Source organism: Duganella sp. OV510, from assembly GCF_900100205.1.
Taxonomy (GTDB): domain Bacteria; phylum Pseudomonadota; class Gammaproteobacteria; order Burkholderiales; family Burkholderiaceae_D; genus Rugamonas.
The window spans coordinates 273,159-291,721 of record NZ_FNEQ01000010.1 but is presented as its reverse complement, the minus strand read 5'-3'; the positions used below and the strand labels follow the sequence as shown (position 1 = coordinate 291,721).

The following is an 18,563-nucleotide window of genomic DNA, read 5'->3' as shown; positions in this document are numbered from 1 at the left end:
AACACTCTTCATGGCTTCCTCCAACGAAAACGTCAGCATGGCGCTGTTCTGCGATTTTGAAAACGTGGCGCTCGGCGTGCGCGACGCCAATTACGACAAGTTCGATATCAAGCCGGTGCTGGAACGCTTGCTGCTCAAGGGCAGCATTGTAGTCAAGAAAGCCTATTGCGACTGGGACCGCTACAAGGGTTTCAAGGCGCCCATGCATGAAGCCAACTTCGAGCTGATTGAAATCCCGCACGTGCGCCAGTCCGGCAAGAATTCCGCCGATATCCGCATGGTGGTCGATGCGCTGGACTTGTGCTACACCAAGTCGCACGTGGACACCTTTGTCATCATTTCCGGTGATTCCGACTTTTCGCCGCTGGTGTCCAAGCTGCGCGAGAACGCCAAGAAGGTGATTGGCGTTGGCGTCAAGCAGTCGACTTCCGATCTGCTGGTGGCCAACTGCGATGAGTTCATTTTCTACGACGACCTGGTGCGCGAGAGCCGCCGCGCCAAGCGCGAGGCCAATGCCGACAGCAAGCCGCAGGTCAAGCGCACGCCGGAAGAGGAGCGTGCACGCCGCGACGAGATGGAAAAACGCCGCAATCAGGCGGTGGAGATCGCCGTTGATACTTTCGAGGCACTGGTGCTGGAGCGTGGCGACAGCGGCAAGATCTGGGCGTCGGTGTTGAAGGAGGCGATCAAGCGCCGCAAGCCGGACTTCAGCGAGTCGTACTATGGTTTCCGCACTTTCGGCAATCTGATCGAGGAATGCAAGGCGCGCGGCTACCTGGAATTTGGCCGTGACGAGAAGTCGGGTGCGTATGTTTACCGTGGCAGCGGCGTGTCGCAGCCAGTGGGTGAAACGCCGGCGATAGCGGTGGATGGCGCGCCGACTTCGCCAGCGCAAGCGGGTGACGGTGGCCAGGAATCGCGCCGTAGCCGCAATCGTGGCCGTACCGCAGCGGAACGCTTTGCCGAGCGTCAGGCCCAGCGCCAGGTGCAGCAGCAACGTGGCCCGTCGGCGCCGCAGGATGCCGCACCGGCTGACGAGCAGCCGGTGGATCGCACGCCATCTGATGTTGTGACGCTGGAAGCGACGCCAGTCGTGCTAGAAGCCGCCGTTGACCTGCCAGTCGAAACCGTCGTGCCTGCGCCTGCCAAGAAAAAAAATGGCCCCAAGCCGCCGGCACGCAAGCTGAAGAACGCCGCCAGGAAGGACAAGGCTGCCGCCGAGGTGGAAGTCGCTACCGCGCCGGCCGAACGCGTCGCTGCCGCAGCGGCGGAAGCTGCGCCAGCGCCGATGCCGGCCGACGTGCCGCCAACTGCGGTGGCCGAAGCCAAGCCGGCCAAGCCAGCGAAGGGCAAACCTAACGCCAGGTCCAAGGCCAAGCCAGCAGGTCCAGCCCAACAAGCCGACGCGGGCAAGCCTGCCGGTGCAGTCCAGTCGGCCGACGCGGGCAAGCCTGCCAGTGCGGTCCAATCGGCCGACGCGGGCAAGCCTGCCGGTGCAGTCCAATCGGCCGACGCGGGCAAGCCTGCGGATGCGGGCAAGCCAGCGGGGGGCGCCAAGCCAGCCGATGCCGCCAAGCGCGCCGGCCAGACCAAACCTGCGGGCACCGCCAAGCCAGCGAATGCCGGCAAGCCGGCCCGCAAGCCTGCCGCGCGCACGCCGCGTCCGCCGAAAGCCGCCGCGCCAGCCGAGGAATAAGATGCCCGTCTTGTCCGCCATCACGCTGTACCCGATCAAGTCCTGCGCCGGCCTGTCGTTGCAGGAAGCCACCGTGACCTCGCTAGGCCTCATGACTGAGCAGATCTACGATCGGGAATGGATGGTGGTGGATGAAAATGGCATGTGCCTCACGCAGCGCGAACATCCGCGTATGGCGCTGATCAAGCCTGCGCTGAAAGGCACAACGCTGGAAGTGCAGGCACCCGGCATGCTGCGCCTGGAAATCCCGCTCGGCCTGCCGGACCCGGCCACTGCGCCAACCCTGACCACGCGTCTGTGGGAAGACACCGTGCTGGCCTACGATTGCGACGCCTTGACCGCTGAATGGTTCACCAGGGCGGTCGGCACGCCATGCCGTCTGGCGCGCTTCCACGCCAACGCCGAACGCCCGGTCAGCACCAAATGGACCAACGGCGTGCAAGCCACCACCATGTTCTCCGACGGCTATCCGATCCTGGTGGCGGGCGAAGCCTCCCTCGAAGACCTGAACCAGAAGCTGATCGCCGCCGGCCGCCAGGCCTTGCCGATGAACCGCTTCCGCCCGAACCTGGTCATTGACGGCATCGAAGCCTTTGAAGAAGACTACGCCGAGTCCTACCAGATCGGCGAAGTGCTGCTGAAACCCGTCAAGCCATGCCCCCGCTGCCCGATGCCGTCGGTCGACCAGGCCACTGGCGAATTTGGTCCAGACCCGATGGACATCATGCAAAGTTACCGTGCCAAGCCCGAGCTGGAAGGCGCGCTGTGCTTCGGCATGAACGCCATTTTGATCGCCGGCGAGGACCAGCGTGTGCGCGTAGGACAAGAAATTGAAGTAAGCTTGGCGTTTTGATACTTCAAGCATTCCCAAGCGGCGCAACTTGGCGTAATGTGACAGGGTACGCAAGAAAGGCCAACGATGACGCACACCGCAACCGGGAAACTTCCGCCTCAAACCGATCACGCCGGACAAGCGCATGATCTGGCGGCCGAAAACCGGGCATTGCGCGCGCGCATGGCCTACCTGCTGGAACAGGCGGAGCGCAACCACGCGATCATGACGCGCCACCAGGCGTTTGATCTGGAAATCGTCAGCGCCAGCAATTTCCCCGAACTGGTCGGCACCATCTTCCGCGTGCTGCCGGTAATTTCCGAACTTGATAGCGTCACCCTGACCCTGATCGACGAGGACGCCGACATCCGCACCGTCATGCTCAAGCTGGATGTGGTGTTTGCGGATTTCCCTGGCCTGATCTTTGTCGAAACGCTGGACCAGCTGGGTTTCGACCTGGGCCGCCGCAACGCCTACTCACCGACGCCGAAGCCGCTGCTGGGCATGTATGACAAACTGCGCCATGCGCCATCGTTCCCGAACGCGCCGGCCGGCCTGCAAAGCGTGGCCATGGTGCCGCTGCTGCGCAACAAGCGCATCATCGGCAGCCTGAACCTGGGCAGCTGCGACCCGACCCGCTTCACGCCCAGCCTGGGTACGGATTTCATCGAACATATGGCGTCGATCATCGCCATCTGCCTGGAAAACGTCATCAGCAATGAGATGCTCAAGTACATCGGGCTGACCGATTCGCTGACCGGCGTGTACAACCGCCGCTATATCGACCGCCGCCTGCTGGAAGAGATTGCGCGGTCGCGCCGGCAGAAGTATCCGATTTCCTTCATGTACATCGACATCGACCACTTCAAGCGCGTCAACGACACGGTTGGCCATGGTGGTGGCGATGAAGTGCTGCGCGAAGTGGCGGCGCGCATCAAGAACGAGCTGCGCACCTCGGACGCGCTGGCGCGTTTCGGCGGCGAGGAATTTGTCGTGCTGCTGATCGACGCCAACCTGGAAAGCGCTGCTTTCGTCGCCGAGCGCATCCGCGCCAGCGTGGCGGGCAGCATGATTGTGCTGTCGCCATCGCTGCAGCTGTCGGTGACGGTATCGATCGGCGTGGCTTGCCTGGAGGCGGGCGCTGCCGAAGGCGAGCCGGAAACCATTGCCCGCGACCTGATCGAACGCGCCGACGACCTGCTGTATGACGCCAAGGAAGGTGGCCGTAATCGCGTCATCAGCTACCGAGGCGAGGAGTGAGGCTGGCAGGTATTTTCAGCTTTTCTTTGAAAGAGTTATCGGTTTAAGGTGGTTTATCTGAACTGAGGCTGGTAATAACATGGCTGCAACTTCTTTTGAAAGGGCAGATCATGAACCTTAGCCGTATCGTCGCCGGCCTCGCGCTGGCATTTTCCCTGGCCGCGCAGGCGTCGCCGCAAGAACGTCCTGTCGGCCAGGCCGAACAGGTGTTCGCCTTCGGTGGCGCGATGCCCACCGGCGTCAGCGTTGCCGAGAGTGGCCGCATTTTCGTCAACTTCCCGCAATGGGGCGATGACGTGCCTTTCGGTGTCGGCGAGATTCGTGATGGCCGGCTGGTGCCTTATCCGGGCATTGACGCCAACCGTAGCTTCGCCAGCGTGCAGAGCGTGGTGGCGGATGGCCAGGGCATGCTGTGGGTGCTGGATACGGCCGCCCCCGGCTTTGCCGCACCCAAGCCAGGCGGCCCGAAACTGGTGGGTATCGACCTGAAGACCGACCAGGTGGCGCGGACCGTGGTGTTTCCGGCCAATGTGATCCTGCCGACCACCTACGTCAATGACGTGCGCTTTGACCACCGCACCGGCACTGCCTACGTCACCGATTCCTCGCTCAGCGGACCGGGCGCGATCATCGTGCTGGATCTGGTCAGCGGCAAGGCCGTGCGGCGCCTGAGTGGCCACGTGTCGACGTCGCCAGATCCCGCCTTTGTGCCGGTGGTGGAGGGCGAAATCATGAAGGTGCGCAATGCGGATGGCAGCAGCCAGCCGTTCACGGTGGCATCCGACGGCATCGCTTTGTCAGCCGATGGCGCGACCTTGTATTACAGCCCCTTGTCCAGCCGGCATTTGTATTCGGTGCCCACCGCTTTGCTGCGCGACCCGGCGGTCAGCGAAACACAACTGGCGGCGGCGGTGAAAGACCTGGGCGAGAAGGGCGCGTCGGATGGCCTCGAAGCGGATGCGGATGGCGCGGTGTACGCCAGCGATTACGAGCACAACAGCATCCGCAAGCGCGCGCCGGACGGCAGCTGGAGCACGCTGGCCAGCGATAGCCGTCTGCTGTGGCCGGATACGCTGTCGATCGGACCGGATGACTATCTGTACTTCACCGCCAACCAGCTGCACCGCCAGGCCGGCTTCCATGGCGGCAAAGACCAGCGTGAAAAGCCCTACGGCCTGTACCGCGTAAAAATCAACGCCAAACCAGCCTACTAGCTAGCGGAGCAGGCGTTGTTCGGCGCGGCTGACGGCTTCGGCAACGCCGCGTACGACCACCACGTCGCCGGCTTGCAGCACGGTGTCGGCAGTGACTTCGACGCCGCTCATGCCGCGGCGGATGCTGGCGACTTCGGCGCCTGAACTTGCCACGTCCAGCGATCCCAGCGTGCGGCCGATGCTGCCGGCGCTGCCGGTCAGCGTGACGGTGTGCAGGCGCTCCAGGTCGGCTTCTTCTTCGACGTCGCTCATGCCGTGGAAGTAGCCGCGCAGCGAGGCGTAACGCTCCTCACGCGCCGCCTGCACGCGGTGCACCACGCGGCGCAGCGGCACGCCCAGCATCACCAGTGCGTGCGAGGCCAGCATCAGGCTGCCCTCCATCAGCTCCGGCACCACTTCGGCGGCCCCGGCTTCTTTCAGCTTGTCGAGATCGGTATCGTCGTGCGAGCGGACGATCACCGGCAAGGTCGGCGTCAGCTCATGCACCTGGTGCAGCACTTTCAGCGCCGAGCGCGTGTCGGCGTAGGTGATGACCACGGCCGAGGCGCGGTAGATGCCGGCCGCCACCAGGCTTTCGCGCCGGGCGGCGTCGCCATACGAGACGTGGGCGCCGGCGGTCTGCGCCACCTGCACCCGTTCGGGATCGAGGTCCAGCGCGTGGTAATCGATCTTTTCCTCGGACAGCAGGGTCGCCAGGCTCTGGCCGCTGCGGCCGAAGCCGCACACCAGCACGTGCTTGTTGCTCTTCATGGTGCGGCTGGCGATCTTGGTCAGCGCCAGCGACTGCATCATCCATTCGTTGCTGGAGAATTTCATGACGATGCGGTCCGATTGCGCAATGATGAACGGCGCCAGCAGCATCGACAGCACCATCGACGCCAGCACCACCTGCACCACATACGATTCCATCAGGTGATGGTCGGCCGCCAGGTTCAGCAGCACGAAGCCGAACTCGCCGGCCTGCGCCAGCGCCAGGCCGGTGCGCATCGACACGCCATCCGACGAGCCGAACAGCTTGGCCAGGCCGGCGATCAGCGCGAATTTCATCACCACCGGCAGCAACAGCAACAGCAGCACCAGCCACCAGTTTTCCAGCACCAGGCGCAGGTTCAGCAGCATGCCGATGGTGATGAAGAACAGCCCCAGCAGCACGTCGCGGAACGGCTTGATGTCTTCTTCCACCTGGTGGCGGAACTCGGTTTCGGAGATCAGCATGCCGGCCACGAAGGCGCCCAGCGCGAGCGACAGGCCGGCGCGCTCGGTGATCCAGGCGGCCGCCATCACCACCAGCAACAGGTTCAGCATGAACAGTTCCTGCGAGCGGCGCTTGACCACGATGGTGAACCAGCCGCGCGTGACCTTGTGGCCGACCACGAACAGCAGGGCCAGCACCACCACCGCCTTCAGGCTGGCCCAGGCCAGCGTTTCGGCCAGCGCTTCCGGACGCTCGCCCAGCGACGGGATCAGGATCAGCAGCGGCACCACCGCCAGATCCTGGAACAGCAGGATGCCGATGATTTTGCGCCCATGTTCGGATTCCAGCTCCAGCCGCTCGGTCAGCATCTTGACCACGATGGCGGTGGACGACATGGCCAGCGCACCGCCGAGGGCGAACGAAGCTTGCCACGAAATTTGCAGATGCGGCGGCAGCTGGGTGGCCAGTGCCCAGCCAAATATCATGGTGGCAATGATAGTGAGCACTACCTGCGCCAGCCCCAGCCCGAACACGATGGAGCGCATCGCCTTCAATTTGGGCAGCGAGAATTCGAGGCCGATCGAGAACATCAGGAACACCACGCCGAATTCGGCCAGGCCGTGGGTGGTTTCGCTCTGCTCGGCCAGGCCCAGCGCGTGCGGGCCGATCAGGATGCCGACGGTCAGGTAGCCAAGCATCGGCGGCAGGTGCATCATGCGGAAAGCCACCACGCCGAGGACGGCGCTTCCCAGCAACAACAGGGTTAATTCCAGAGGTGAAAACGTCATTTCAACATCGCCAGTAAAAAAAAGTTCGTTGTTTGCGGTGTGCTAGCGCGTTATGTTGTGACTGGCAAGTTTTTTGCTTTCTCAATTCGGCTATACTTGGGCATGAGTGTAACCCATGAAAAAACAATGCTGAAAGTTTTTGATGCAAAAACGGCACTGCGTCTTGCCCGAGACACCCTGCAGAACGAAGCGGATGCCATCAATGCGCTGAATGCGCGCCTGGAAAATGACGATAGCCTGGTCCAGGCGATTTCCCTGTTGCTGAATTGCAAGGGGCGCGTGGTGGTGTCCGGCATCGGCAAGTCCGGCCATATCGGCCGCAAGATCGCTGCGACGCTGGCGTCCACCGGCACGCCGGCGCTGTTCGTCCATCCGGCCGAAGCCGCGCATGGCGACCTCGGCATGGTCACCGCCGAGGATGCCTTTATTGCCATTTCCTATTCCGGCGAAAGCGCGGAACTGATGACCATCCTGCCGGTGGTCAAGCGCATGGGCAGCAAGGTCATCGCCATGACCGGCAAGCCGGGCTCCAGCCTGGCCACCATCGCCGATGTCCACCTGAACGTGGCGGTGGCCAAGGAAGCCTGCCCGATGAACCTGGCGCCGACCACCTCGACCACCGTGACGCTGGCGCTGGGCGATGCATTGGCCGTGGCGCTGCTGGACCTGCGTGGCTTCAAGGAAGAAGATTTCGCCCGCTCGCACCCTGGCGGCGCGCTGGGCCGCCGCCTGCTGACCCATGTGAAAGACGTGATGCGCAGCGGCGATGCCGTGCCAAGCGTCACCGCCGACGTCAGGCTGACCGATGCGCTGCTGGAAATCACCCAGAAGGGCATGGGCATGACCGCCATTGTCGATGCCGGCAACAAGCCGGTTGGCGTGTTCACCGACGGCGACCTGCGCCGCATGATCGAGAAAGTTCAGGACTTCAGCAAGGTCGTCATCGGTGATGTCATGCACGCCAATCCGCGCAGCATCTCGCCGGAAAAAATGGCGGTGGATGCGGTGGCCATCATGGAGCAATACCGCATCAACCAGATGCTGGTGACCGATGCCGAAGGCAAACTGGTCGGCGCGCTGCACATCCATGACCTGACCCGCGCAAAGGTGATCTGATGACGATGACTTATCTGGAACGCGCCGCGCGCGTCAAGCTGATGATTTTCGACGTCGACGGCGTGCTGACCGACGGCAGCCTGCACTATGGTGCCGACGGCGAAGCGCTGAAGACCTTCAACGTCCAGGACGGCCTGGGCATCAAGCTGATCCAGGAAGCCGGCATTCAGACCGCCATCATCAGCGCACGCACTTCGCCGCAGGTGATCAAGCGCGCCGCCGACCTCGGCATCAGCCATCTGCACCAGGGCGGCCATGACAAGCTGACGCCGTTTAACGCGCTGCTGGAAAAGACCGGCCTGACGGCCGAGCAGGTCGGCTTCATCGGCGACGACGTAGTCGATCTGCCGATCCTGGCGCGCGTCGGCTTTGCCGTGGCGGTGCCAAATGGCCGCAAGGAAGTGCTGGAACGCGCCCACCACACCACCGTCGCCTTCGGCGGCAAGGGCGCGGTGCGCGAAGTGTGCGAACTGCTGATGCATGCGCAAGGCAGCTATGCGCGCGTGATGGCACAATTCCTGGTTTGAACAAGGATTAATCATGCGTAAAAGAACAGCACACCGCTGGCAGCTGACGCTGATCATGATCAGTGGCGTGTTTGTCGCCGTCGGCAGCTTCTGGCTGGTGCAGGTGGTCAACCAGTCCGGCCAGGGAGCGGGCGCCGACAAATTCCGCGAGGAACCGGACTACATCATCGATCGCTTCAGCACGGTACGCATGAACAAGAACGGCCAGCCGGCCTACATCGTGTCCGGCGACCGGCTGACCCATCACCCGGTCGGCGACCTGTCGGTGATCGACAAGCCTTTGGTGCACAGCCTGTCGTCCGGCCAGCCGCCGATGAATATCCACGCGCAGACCGCTTATGTGGATCAGAACAATACGCGCGTGCGGCTGAGTGGTAATGTGGACGTGGTCCGGCCCGCCAACAAGCAGGCGCAGGAGCTGCGCCTGAAGACCAGTACGCTGACCGTGTATCCGGATGAAGAACGCATGGAAACCGACGCCAAAGTCGAGATGCTGGCCGGCACATCGACCGCCACCGGCACTGGCATGAAGGCCAATAACGCCAGCCGCCAGATCGAACTGGGCGGCCGCGGAACGATTACGACGCCGCCACGCGCGGCAAAATGAAGGAACGAATGATGAACATGAACAAACTGTTATTCTCCGCCGTGCTGGCGCTGGTGGCCTGTGTGGCGCAGGCGGAAAAGGCCGATTCCACCAAGCCGACCCAGATCACCTTTGACCAGCTGGACGCTGACGACGTCAAGCAGGTCAAGACCTTCACCGGCAACGTTGTGCTGACACGCGGCACACTGCTGATGAAGTCGCCGAAAGCGGTGGTGACCGAAGATCCGGAAGGCTATCAGTTTGTCGTCCTGCACAGCGGCCCGGGCGTGCAGGCGACCTTCCGTCAGAAGATGGATGGTCCCGGCGACCAGTGGGTCGAGGGCAAGGCCGACCGCATCGAATACGACAACAAGACCGAGCTGGTCAAGCTGTTCGCCAAGGCGCAGATCAAGAAGCTGGAAGGGCCGAAGACCGCCAGCCAGGTGGACGGCGAATTCATTTCCTACGACAGCCGCAAGGAATTCTTTGCGGTGAAGAACACCCCGAGCGGCGAGAGCCAGGCCGGCGGCGGCCGCAGCACGATGGTGATCCAGCCGTCGAACAAGCTGGCGACGCCGTCTGCCACGCCGGCGCCGACCAATCAGCCTGCACCGGGGAAATAAGATGGAACCAAGCTGCGGTAGCACCCTGATCGTCAAAGGCTTGCAGAAGACCTACGGCAAGCGCCAGGTGGTGCATGACGTTTCGCTGCAAGTGGAGTGCGGCGAAGTGGTCGGCCTGCTGGGCCCGAACGGCGCCGGCAAGACCACCTCGTTCTACATGATCGTCGGCCTGGTGCCGTCGGATGCCGGCACCATCGATATCAGCGGCACCGATATTTCCTCGCTGCCGATCCACCGCCGTGCGACCATGGGCTTGTCCTATCTGCCGCAGGAAGCGTCGGTATTCCGCAAGCTGACTGTGGAAGAGAATATCCGCGCCGTCCTCGAAATCCAGAAAGTCGACGGCAAGCCTTTACCCAAGGCTGACATTGATGAACGGCTGAATACCCTGTTGGCCGATTTGCAAATCGAAAAGCTGCGCGAGAACCAGGCGCTATCGCTGTCCGGTGGCGAGCGCCGCCGCGTCGAGATCGCGCGCGCACTGGCCACCAATCCGCGCTTCGTGCTGCTCGATGAACCTTTCGCCGGGGTCGACCCGATTGCCGTGATTGAGATCCAGCGCATTGTGCGCTTCCTCAAGGAACGCAATATCGGCGTCCTCATTACCGATCACAATGTGCGCGAGACGCTGGGCATCTGCGACCGCGCATATATCATCAACCAGGGCTCGGTGCTGGCATCAGGCCGTCCGGACGACATCATCGCCAACGAGTCGGTGCGTCGCGTCTACCTGGGTGAACATTTCCGTATGTAAGCCTTACATGAAACAGTCTCTGCAACTGCGCACGTCGCAGCACCTCGCGTTGACGCCACAACTGCAACAGTCGATCCGGCTGCTGCAACTGTCGACGCTGGAGCTGCACCAGGAACTCGAACAGCTGCTGACCGATAACCCGCTGCTGGAGCGCCTTGACGATCCGCTCGATCACTCGCTGCGCCTGCTGGCCGATGGCGCCATCAGCCAGCAGGCGCCGGCTGGCGAAGCGCCGGCCGAAGGCCCGCCGCAAGGCGATGCGCCAGCAGCCGAAGCCGACAACTATGACGGCCCGGCCGCCGATACTGAAAGCACCACGCCCGACGCCGACATGGACTGGGGCGATTCCGGCCGCAGCAAGAACAGCGACGACGAGGAAGCACGTCCGCAACTGGAAGCGCACCACTGCACGCTGCGCGAACACCTGATGGAACAGATGCGCGTCACTGTGCTGGAAATGCGTGACCGCGCACTGGTCGAGCTGATGATCGACGCGCTCGATGAGAACGGCTATCTGGAAGAATCGCTGGAGGAAATCCACGCGCGTCTGCCGGAAGAGCTGGAAGTGGAAATCGAGGAACTGCAGACGGCGCTGAGCCTGCTGCAAAGTTTCGATCCGATGGGAGTGGGTGCGCGCAATGCCGCCGAATGTCTGGCGCTGCAGATCAAGCGCTTGCCTGGCGTGCCCATGGTGACGCGGCGCATGGCGCTGGCCATTGTCGAGAATCACCTCGCCTGGTTCGCGCAGCGCGACTTCAACAAGCTGAAAAAAGCGCTGCTGTGCGACGATGAAGACTTGCGCGAAGCGCAGGCCGTGATCCGCCAGTGCAACCCGCATCCGGGCGCTGCCTTCGCGTCGGACGTGTCGGACTACGTGGTGCCGGACGTGATCGTCAAGAAGTCGCGCAATGGCTGGCAGGTCAGCCTGAACAACGACGTCATGCCGCGCCTGCGCGTCAACGCCATGTACGCCAACCTGCTGAAGCAGGGCAAGGGCGAAAGCGCGATGGGCGCGCAGCTGCAGGAAGCCAAGTGGCTGATCAAGAATATGCGCCAGCGTTTCGACACCATCCTGCGCGTGGCGCAAGCGATAGTAGAAAGACAAAAGAACTTTTTCTCGCACGGCGCGGTGGCGATGCGCCCCCTTGTGCTTCGCGAAATTGCTGATACACTGGGTTTACACGAGAGCACAATTTCTCGCGTAACAACTCAAAAATATATGCTGACCCCGCACGGCATGTTTGAGTTGAAATATTTCTTTGGTAGCCATGTCGCCACCGAAGCTGGCGGGGAAGCAAGTTCGACGGCGATACGCGCATTGATCGTGCAACTAACAGGAGCTGAAGACCCGAAAAATCCTTTATCCGACAGTAAGATTGCGGACATGCTGGGAGAACAGGGCATGGTGATTGCGCGACGCACTGTTGCCAAATATCGCGAAGCTCTCAAAATCCCGCCAGTCAGCCTCCGCAAGTCTTTGTAGTTACTTGGTTCCTGCGCGCCCGGCAGCAAGGGGCAACGCACTAACCGTCAGAAGCGACTTATCTTTAGGAGTGTGTATGAATCTCACCATCAGTGGACATCATCTCGAAGTGACCGCAGCTATTCGCGAATACGTGCAGAATAAACTGGAACGTGTCACCCGCCACTTTGATCAAGTGATTGATATTGCCGTCATCCTGACGGTCGATAACCTTAAAGAGAAAGAGAAACGCCAGAAGGCTGAAATCAATCTGCGTCTGTCCGGTAAAACCGTCTACGTGGAAAGCCTCTCGCAAGACCTGTACGCCGCCATCGATACGCTGATCGACAAGCTGGATCGCCAGGTCATGAAATACAAAGCCAAAGTCCAGGGCCATGATCGCGACGCGATCAAGCACATGCCGGATAGCTACGAACCCGCTGCCGCCGTCTGATACACGGTCCCGGCACCAACTAAAGGGCGCGAAAAGGACGCCCTTTTTTTGTGCCTGTCTTGATAAACGATTTCCTAATACTTGGCAAGCTGCGTTGGCGTTTACGCAACGTGCGGTAAATCCATATAGTGTTCTGTTGGTAAAAATGTTTTAATAAATTAGGTAAACGTTTTACCAAAAACTATAAAGAGAGACCACACGATGAACAAGCTGACCATCCGGCCGCTGAGCGCGGCCATTGCCTTGCTGTGCCTGTCCAACGCCTGGGCGCAGGAAGCATCGCCCGCCGATGCCAACACCGTGGTGGTGTCCGGCATCCGCAAATCCTACGCCGACGCGGTCAACATGAAGCGCGACACGCTGGAAATCACCGACAGCATTTCGTCCGACGGCCTGGGCCGCTTTCCTGATCTCAACGTCGGCGAAGCCATCCAGCGTATTCCCGGCGTGCAACTGAACCGCGAGGCCGGCTCGCGCAACGCCACCATCAACCTGCGCGGCCTGCCAGGCACGTTTGCGCTGACCACGATTAACGGCATGTCGTTCGCCCAGCCGGTGCTGAACGGCTCGACACCGCTGGGCGCGTTCAACTCGGACATCTTCAGTGCGGTGACGGTGCTGAAAAGTCCGACCGCAGCCGAGCAGCCGGGCGGCCTCAGCGGCAACATCGATTTGCGCATCACGTCGGCGCTGGCGCGCAAGGATGGCGGCAGCATTTCCATCGGCGATGAGTACGATGAACTGGGCCACCTGACCACGCCTAATGCCAGCGCCTCGTGGAACCAGCACTTCGGCAAGGATCTCGCGGTGTTCGGCGTCTACGCGTACAAGAAGGAAGACTTCCGCCGCGACTCGACGCAAGTGCAAGATTACGACCAGCTGAGCGCCGCCAACCTCGGCATCACGCAGGCGCAGTTCGATGCCCGCTATCCGAAATCGGAATACGCCAAGGGCATCCTCTTCCCCGGCCAGATCCGCCAGACCGTGACCGCCAACACCGGTGCCACGCACAGCGGTGCGGCCGGCGTCGGCTGGCGCATGAACAGCGAGACGCGGTTCAACCTGACCGGCTACTTCAGCGACCGCAAGCTGGACTCGTCCAACCAATACCTGAACTATATCGATCCGACCGCCAATTCGCCGATCACCAATCTGGGACCGGTGTTTTTCATCGACACGCCGACCGGCAAGCAGGCGATGATCAACTCCTACGATTACGCCAATGCCAGCATCACCGACTCGCTGCGCTCGGCGCCGCAACGCCAGCGCACGCATGGCCTGACTGCTGATGTCGATTGGGAAAACGATGCATGGCACTTCAACGGCGCGGTGCACAGTTCGCGCGCGGAAAACCGCCAGGACCAGTTGTCGATCGACATCGTGCAATCGGCCCGCACGCTGCCTGGCTCGAATGGCACTTACGGCCATTACTATTCTGGCGGCGAGGATCTGAGAGATTCGGTGCTGACCTTGTTCACGCCGACTGTCGGCCATATCAATCCCGGCCCGTATGACCAGCGTCCCGGCACCTCGGTCACGCAGGCGCGCAACAACGGCAACGACCGCTTTGGCGTCACCGGCACCAATGGCCGCGCGCTGACTTCGGTGGATGCGATCCAGGCGTTTGCCGAGCGCAGTTTCGAGGACGGCTTCTTCAAGTCGGTGAAAGCCGGCGTGCGCGCGGAGAAAAATGACTTCGTCTCGACCGGCACGCGCAACACCGCGCAGGGCATCAACTTCGCCGCCATCACGCCGTCGCTGGCGATCGCCAATCCTTACCTGTCGACTTTCGGCGGCGGCTACATTCCGGGCTATACCAAGAACTGGGTAGCGGTGGATATTCCGGCGGTGCTGAATGCGGTCAAGCCGGTGACGGTGCTGCCGGGGCAGACGCTGACGCCCTACGGCCTGGTCAACAACGACGCCGACCCTGGCTTCTCCTCATACAACTTCTCGGTGAAGAACAAGATTGCTTCGGCCTATGTGTCGAGCATCTGGGGCACCAGTGTCTGGGGCGTGCCGCTGAAAGGCAATCTCGGCGCGCGCTATGAAACCACGCGTGAGACGGTCGATTCGGTCGACACCAGCAACGTCACCGTCGCCATTCCCGGTGGCACCAAGGTCGTCACTACCAGGACACCGCGTACCTTCGAGCAGAGTTATCGCAACTTCCTGCCATCGTTGGTGGCCAAGGCCGACCTGAGCGAAAAGATCGCGCTGCGTGGCGCCGCCTACCGCACCTTTGTGCGGCCACAGCCGCGCGACATCACGCCGTCCACGGTGGTGACCGAGCCGGCAGCGTCTTCAGCCACGCCGACCTATAACGTGGTGCTGGGCAGCGCCGACCTGAAGCCGTACACTGCCAATTCCTTCGACCTGGCGCTGGAGTGGTACAACCGTCCAAATGGCCTGGTGGCGCTGACCGTGTTCCAGAAGGATGTCAAAGGGCTGGTCGGCCCGGTGCGCGATGTGAACCGCCTGTGCCCGGCCGATGCGACAGCGCTGGGCCTCGGCCATCTGAGCATCGTCGGCAGCAACTGCATGAGCGATATCCTGGTCAACGTCGGCACGGCGGAGGCGCCATCGCTGCAGCCGGCGCGCGTGGTCATCACCGGCCAGACCAACCAGCAAAAGATCAAGGTGCAAGGCGTGGAATTTAACGTGCAGCAGAATCTGGATTGGCTGCCGGCGCCCTGGAACAATCTGGGCGGCGCCTTCAACTACGCTTACACCACCATCAAGGGCAAGAACGACGATGGCTCGGCGGCGACGCTGCCTGGCGTTTCCCGCAATAATTACAACCTGATCGCTTACTACGAGACCAGGCAGTGGGGCGTGCGCGCGGTGTACAACTATCGCGATGATTACGACCTGGCGGCCGGCGGCACCTTCAACGGCGCGGCGCGTTCGGTCAAGGCGCGCGGCCAGCTGGATATGTCGGCCAGCTACACCTTTGAGAACAATATCAAGCTTTCCTTCGACGCCTTCAACATGAGCAACTCGATGCGCGAAGAATACGAAGCCTCGTACCTGAAGCCGCGTCGCCTGGATGTCGACGGACGCACGTATCAGGTCAAGCTGAGCACCACTTTCTGACAGGAGCATCATGAAATTATTTATACCGTTATTGCTGGCTGTTCCACTGGCGCAGGCCTGCGAAGCGCCGCCACCTGCACGCATCGATATCGAAGCCAATAGCTATTACTCCGACAAGAATCATTCGGTGATCGATCCGGTGAAGCGTGCGCAGAACATCGCCAATACCAAACCGATCGAGGACTTCCTGTCGCACGTGGCACAGGACGCCAACGGCCGCGATGCCGCCTGCGCGCTGACCTGGCTGGCCAGCTGGGGCGAGCAGAAGGCCATGCTGGGCAAGCTGTCCAGCGAGCAGGCCTACTACGTGCGCAAATGGACGCTGAGCGGCATGGCGCTCAACTATGCGCGCATCAAGCCGCAGGCCACGCCGGCGCAGCGCGCCACCATCGAAGGCTGGTTCAAGACGCTGGCGGATGCCACCATGGCGCATGCGGATGCGAAGAAGGGCACGCGCAATAATCACTACTACTGGGAAGGGCTGGCGGTGACGGCTGTGGGCGGCGTCACCGGCGACGCTCGCTATCTGGACTGGGGCCGCAAGGTGCTGGAGCATGCATTGGGGCAGATGGAGCCGGACGGCGCGCTGCCGGCGGAGATGGAGCGCGCCGTCAAGGCCTTGCACTACCAAGTCTACGCGGCCACACCGCTGGTGATGATCGCCTCGATACTGAATGTGCGTGATCCACGCCTGGACACGCTGGTGGCGTTCACGGTGGCCGGTTCGGCCGATCCATCCGGCATCGCCAAGCGGACCGGCTTTACGCAGGAACCGGTCGGCAGCCGCGAGGTGACGACCATCTACAACCGCCAGGTCGGCAAAGCGCCTCCGCCAGCCGGCAAGGCGCTGTGGCAGCCGCGTCTCGGTGGTTCGCTTGAAGTGCCGAACCCGCTGGAGCATCTGAAGTAGAATGTTTGCATGAGCGAATACATCCATACCAGCGTTAGCAACGGCACTGGCTTGATCGTGCTGGACCGGCCCCAGGCCCTCAACTCCCTGTCCCTCGACATGGTGCGCGCGATCACGCAAGCGCTGCTGGCGTGGCGCGAAGATGATGGCGTGGCAGCTGTGGTGATCCGCAGCAGCAGCGAGAAAGCCTTCTGCGCTGGCGGCGATATCCGCTTCTTTTACGAAGCGGGCCGCAGCACGCCGCAAGGCGGCAGCGCGCTGGTGGAGGATTTCTTCACCGAGGAGTATTCGCTGAATCACCTGATTCACTTTTTTCCCAAGCCCTATATTGCGCTGATGGATGGCGTGGTGATGGGCGGCGGCATGGGCGTGGCGCAGGGCGGCATCCGCATCGTCACGGATAAAACAAAGATGGCAATGCCGGAGGTGAATATCGGCCTGTTCCCGGACGTCGGAGGCAGCTATTTCCTGTCGCGCGCGCCGGGGGCACTGGGCTACTACCTCGGCGTCACCGGCGTGACCATCGGCGCCGCCGATGCCTTGTACGCCGGCCTGGCCGACCACTACGCGCCGCTGGCCGATCGCCCTGCGCTGGACGCATTGCTCGCGTCCACGCCGGGCGCCGAGCTTCCTGCCGCGCTGGCCGCCTACGCCACCTACAGCGCCGGCGACAGCACCTTGGCCGCGCATCGCGATGCGATTGACCGCCACTTCAGCGCCGGCTCGGTGCCCGCCATCGTCGCCTCATTGCAGGCGGATGGCGGTGACTTCGCGCAAAAGACCCTGGCGGTGATCGCCACGCGTTCGCCCCTGATGATGTGCGTCACCCACGAACTGATACAACGCGGCGCCGCTTTAGACGTCGCCGGCTGCCTGCGCATGGAACGCGCGCTCGTTCGCCGCAACTTTGAAAACGGCGAAGTCATCGAAGGCGTACGCGCGCTGGTGATCGACAAGGACAACGCGCCGCAATGGCGGCCTTCAGCGCTGGAAGACGTCACTGCGGAAATGGTGCAAGCAATGTTCCAGCCGGTCTGGCCGGATTACGCCCATCCGCTGCGCCACCTGTGATTACTGCTCGCGGTGCCGCAGCACGACGCGTTCATTGGCGTTGAAGTAAGCGGCGAGTTTTTCTGCCATGTAGACCGAGCGGTGCTGGCCGCCGGTGCAGCCCAGCGCCACCGTCAGGTAGCTGCGGTTGTCGCATTTGAAGGACGGCAGCCATTTCTCCACAAACGTCCGGATGTCGTTCATCATCTCGCCAGCGCTGGGCTGGGCGTCGAGAAAGTCGATTACCGGGGCGTCGCGACCGGTCAGCGGGCGCAGCGCCAGGTCGTAGTAGGGATTCGGCAATGCCCGCACATCGAACACGAAATCGGCATCCATCGGCACGCCCAGCTTGAAGGCGAACGATTCGAAGAACAGCGTCAGCGGCGCATGGTCGGTCAGCACCAGGTCCTTGACCCAGGCGCGCAGCTTGTTGGCACTAAGCTCTGACGTGTCGATCACATGGCCCAGCTGCTCGATCGCCGACAAGCGCTCGCGTTCTTCCATGATGCATTCGATCAGCGTGCGACGGGCGGTGGGATTCTGGCCTGGACGCAGTTCGTGCGATAGCGGGTGGCTGCGGCGGGTTTCCGAGAAACGCGCCACCAGCGAATGCGTGTTCGCGGTCAGGAACATCACTTTGACATCGTGGCCGGCTTCGCGCAGGCGATGCACGTCGCCGGGCAGCGAGGCCAGCGATTCGGCGCTGCGTGCGTCAACGGCGACGGCCAAGGCTTGCAGGCCCTCGTCGGCCAGGGTTGCGACCAGGTGGGAGAGCAGGGCGGGGGGCAGGTTGTCGACGCAGTAGTGTCCCGTGTCTTCCAGGACGTTGAGGGCGACGGATTTGCCGGAACCGGAAATGCCGGTAATAAGTACGATGCGCATAATTCACGATGATACCATCGTCAATTAGTCGCCGCTCATCGCCTGTCTCTGGTGACGCAGGGAATTCGTGGAGCGCAGCTCCGCGCCTGCGGAACGGTCGTGCCCTGCAAGGCACGAC

At 62.2% G+C, this 18,563-nt stretch carries 16 protein-coding genes; 14 read left to right on the top strand and 2 right to left on the bottom strand.

The window, feature by feature from the left end; genetic code table 11:
- Nucleotides 1-10 precede the first annotated feature (10 nt).
- The 4 genes from BLS51_RS24290 (at nucleotide 11) to BLS51_RS24275 (ending at nucleotide 5,002) form a co-directional block, all read left to right on the top strand.
- On the top strand, nucleotides 11-1,696 hold the full coding sequence (locus BLS51_RS24290) for an NYN domain-containing protein (RefSeq protein WP_090190343.1): 1,686 nt from the start codon (nucleotides 11-13) through the stop codon (nucleotides 1,694-1,696).
- 1 nt (nucleotide 1,697) lies between these two features.
- Nucleotides 1,698-2,549, top strand: coding sequence for an MOSC domain-containing protein (locus tag BLS51_RS24285; RefSeq protein WP_090190339.1), 852 nt, complete (start codon nucleotides 1,698-1,700; stop codon nucleotides 2,547-2,549).
- Between the two features lie 66 nt (nucleotides 2,550-2,615).
- Nucleotides 2,616-3,788, top strand: a complete 1,173-nt coding sequence (locus BLS51_RS24280; protein WP_090190337.1) for a GGDEF domain-containing protein — start codon at nucleotides 2,616-2,618, stop codon at nucleotides 3,786-3,788.
- A gap of 110 nt (nucleotides 3,789-3,898) precedes the next feature.
- A complete protein-coding gene (locus BLS51_RS24275; protein WP_090190335.1) occupies nucleotides 3,899-5,002 on the top strand; it encodes an L-dopachrome tautomerase-related protein in 1,104 nt (367 codons plus the stop codon).
- Here BLS51_RS24275 and BLS51_RS24270 read toward each other — a convergent pair whose 3' ends face one another.
- Nucleotides 5,003-6,985, bottom strand: coding sequence for a monovalent cation:proton antiporter family protein (locus tag BLS51_RS24270; RefSeq protein WP_090190332.1), 1,983 nt, complete (start codon nucleotides 6,983-6,985; stop codon nucleotides 5,003-5,005).
- A gap of 126 nt (nucleotides 6,986-7,111) precedes the next feature.
- Here BLS51_RS24270 and BLS51_RS24265 point away from each other — a divergent pair, with 126 nt between their 5' ends.
- From BLS51_RS24265 to BLS51_RS24220, 10 genes are all read left to right on the top strand, one after another.
- On the top strand, nucleotides 7,112-8,101 hold the full coding sequence (locus tag BLS51_RS24265) for a KpsF/GutQ family sugar-phosphate isomerase (RefSeq protein ID WP_090190330.1): 990 nt from the start codon (nucleotides 7,112-7,114) through the stop codon (nucleotides 8,099-8,101).
- A complete protein-coding gene (locus BLS51_RS24260) occupies nucleotides 8,101-8,628 on the top strand; it encodes a KdsC family phosphatase (protein ID WP_175472675.1) in 528 nt (175 codons plus the stop codon). Before BLS51_RS24265 ends, BLS51_RS24260 begins: the two co-directional genes overlap by 1 nt.
- 13 nt (nucleotides 8,629-8,641) lie before the next feature.
- Nucleotides 8,642-9,235, top strand: a complete 594-nt coding sequence (gene lptC / locus BLS51_RS24255) for an LPS export ABC transporter periplasmic protein LptC (protein WP_090190325.1) — start codon at nucleotides 8,642-8,644, stop codon at nucleotides 9,233-9,235.
- A 17-nt stretch (nucleotides 9,236-9,252) separates the two neighbouring features.
- Nucleotides 9,253-9,837: a lipopolysaccharide transport periplasmic protein LptA gene (gene lptA / locus BLS51_RS24250; protein ID WP_090190399.1), complete on the top strand. Its 585-nt coding sequence runs from the start codon at nucleotides 9,253-9,255 to the stop codon at nucleotides 9,835-9,837.
- Nucleotide 9,838: 1 nt separating this feature from the next.
- Nucleotides 9,839-10,591, top strand: a complete 753-nt coding sequence (gene lptB / locus BLS51_RS24245; RefSeq protein ID WP_090190322.1) for an LPS export ABC transporter ATP-binding protein — start codon at nucleotides 9,839-9,841, stop codon at nucleotides 10,589-10,591.
- Nucleotides 10,592-10,598: 7 nt separating this feature from the next.
- The gene (locus BLS51_RS24240; RefSeq protein ID WP_090190319.1) at nucleotides 10,599-12,074 is read left to right on the top strand and encodes an RNA polymerase factor sigma-54; all 1,476 of its coding nucleotides are present in this window, start codon (nucleotides 10,599-10,601) and stop codon (nucleotides 12,072-12,074) included.
- A gap of 76 nt (nucleotides 12,075-12,150) precedes the next feature.
- Entirely contained in the window at nucleotides 12,151-12,507 is a 357-nt protein-coding gene (gene hpf, locus BLS51_RS24235) for a ribosome hibernation-promoting factor, HPF/YfiA family (protein WP_090190317.1), read from the top strand.
- A 201-nt stretch (nucleotides 12,508-12,708) separates the two neighbouring features.
- Complete coding sequence (locus tag BLS51_RS24230; protein ID WP_090190315.1) at nucleotides 12,709-15,603, top strand: TonB-dependent receptor; 2,895 nt, start codon at nucleotides 12,709-12,711, stop codon at nucleotides 15,601-15,603.
- 10 nt (nucleotides 15,604-15,613) lie between these two features.
- The gene (locus tag BLS51_RS24225; protein WP_090190313.1) at nucleotides 15,614-16,513 is read left to right on the top strand and encodes an alginate lyase family protein; all 900 of its coding nucleotides are present in this window, start codon (nucleotides 15,614-15,616) and stop codon (nucleotides 16,511-16,513) included.
- A 9-nt stretch (nucleotides 16,514-16,522) separates the two neighbouring features.
- Nucleotides 16,523-17,584: an enoyl-CoA hydratase/isomerase family protein gene (locus tag BLS51_RS24220; RefSeq protein WP_090190311.1), complete on the top strand. Its 1,062-nt coding sequence runs from the start codon at nucleotides 16,523-16,525 to the stop codon at nucleotides 17,582-17,584.
- Here the strand turns inward: BLS51_RS24220 and rapZ are convergent, their stop codons facing one another.
- The gene (rapZ, locus tag BLS51_RS24215) at nucleotides 17,585-18,445 is read right to left on the bottom strand and encodes an RNase adapter RapZ (RefSeq protein ID WP_090190309.1); all 861 of its coding nucleotides are present in this window, start codon (nucleotides 18,443-18,445) and stop codon (nucleotides 17,585-17,587) included.
- Nucleotides 18,446-18,563: the final 118 nt, after the last annotated feature.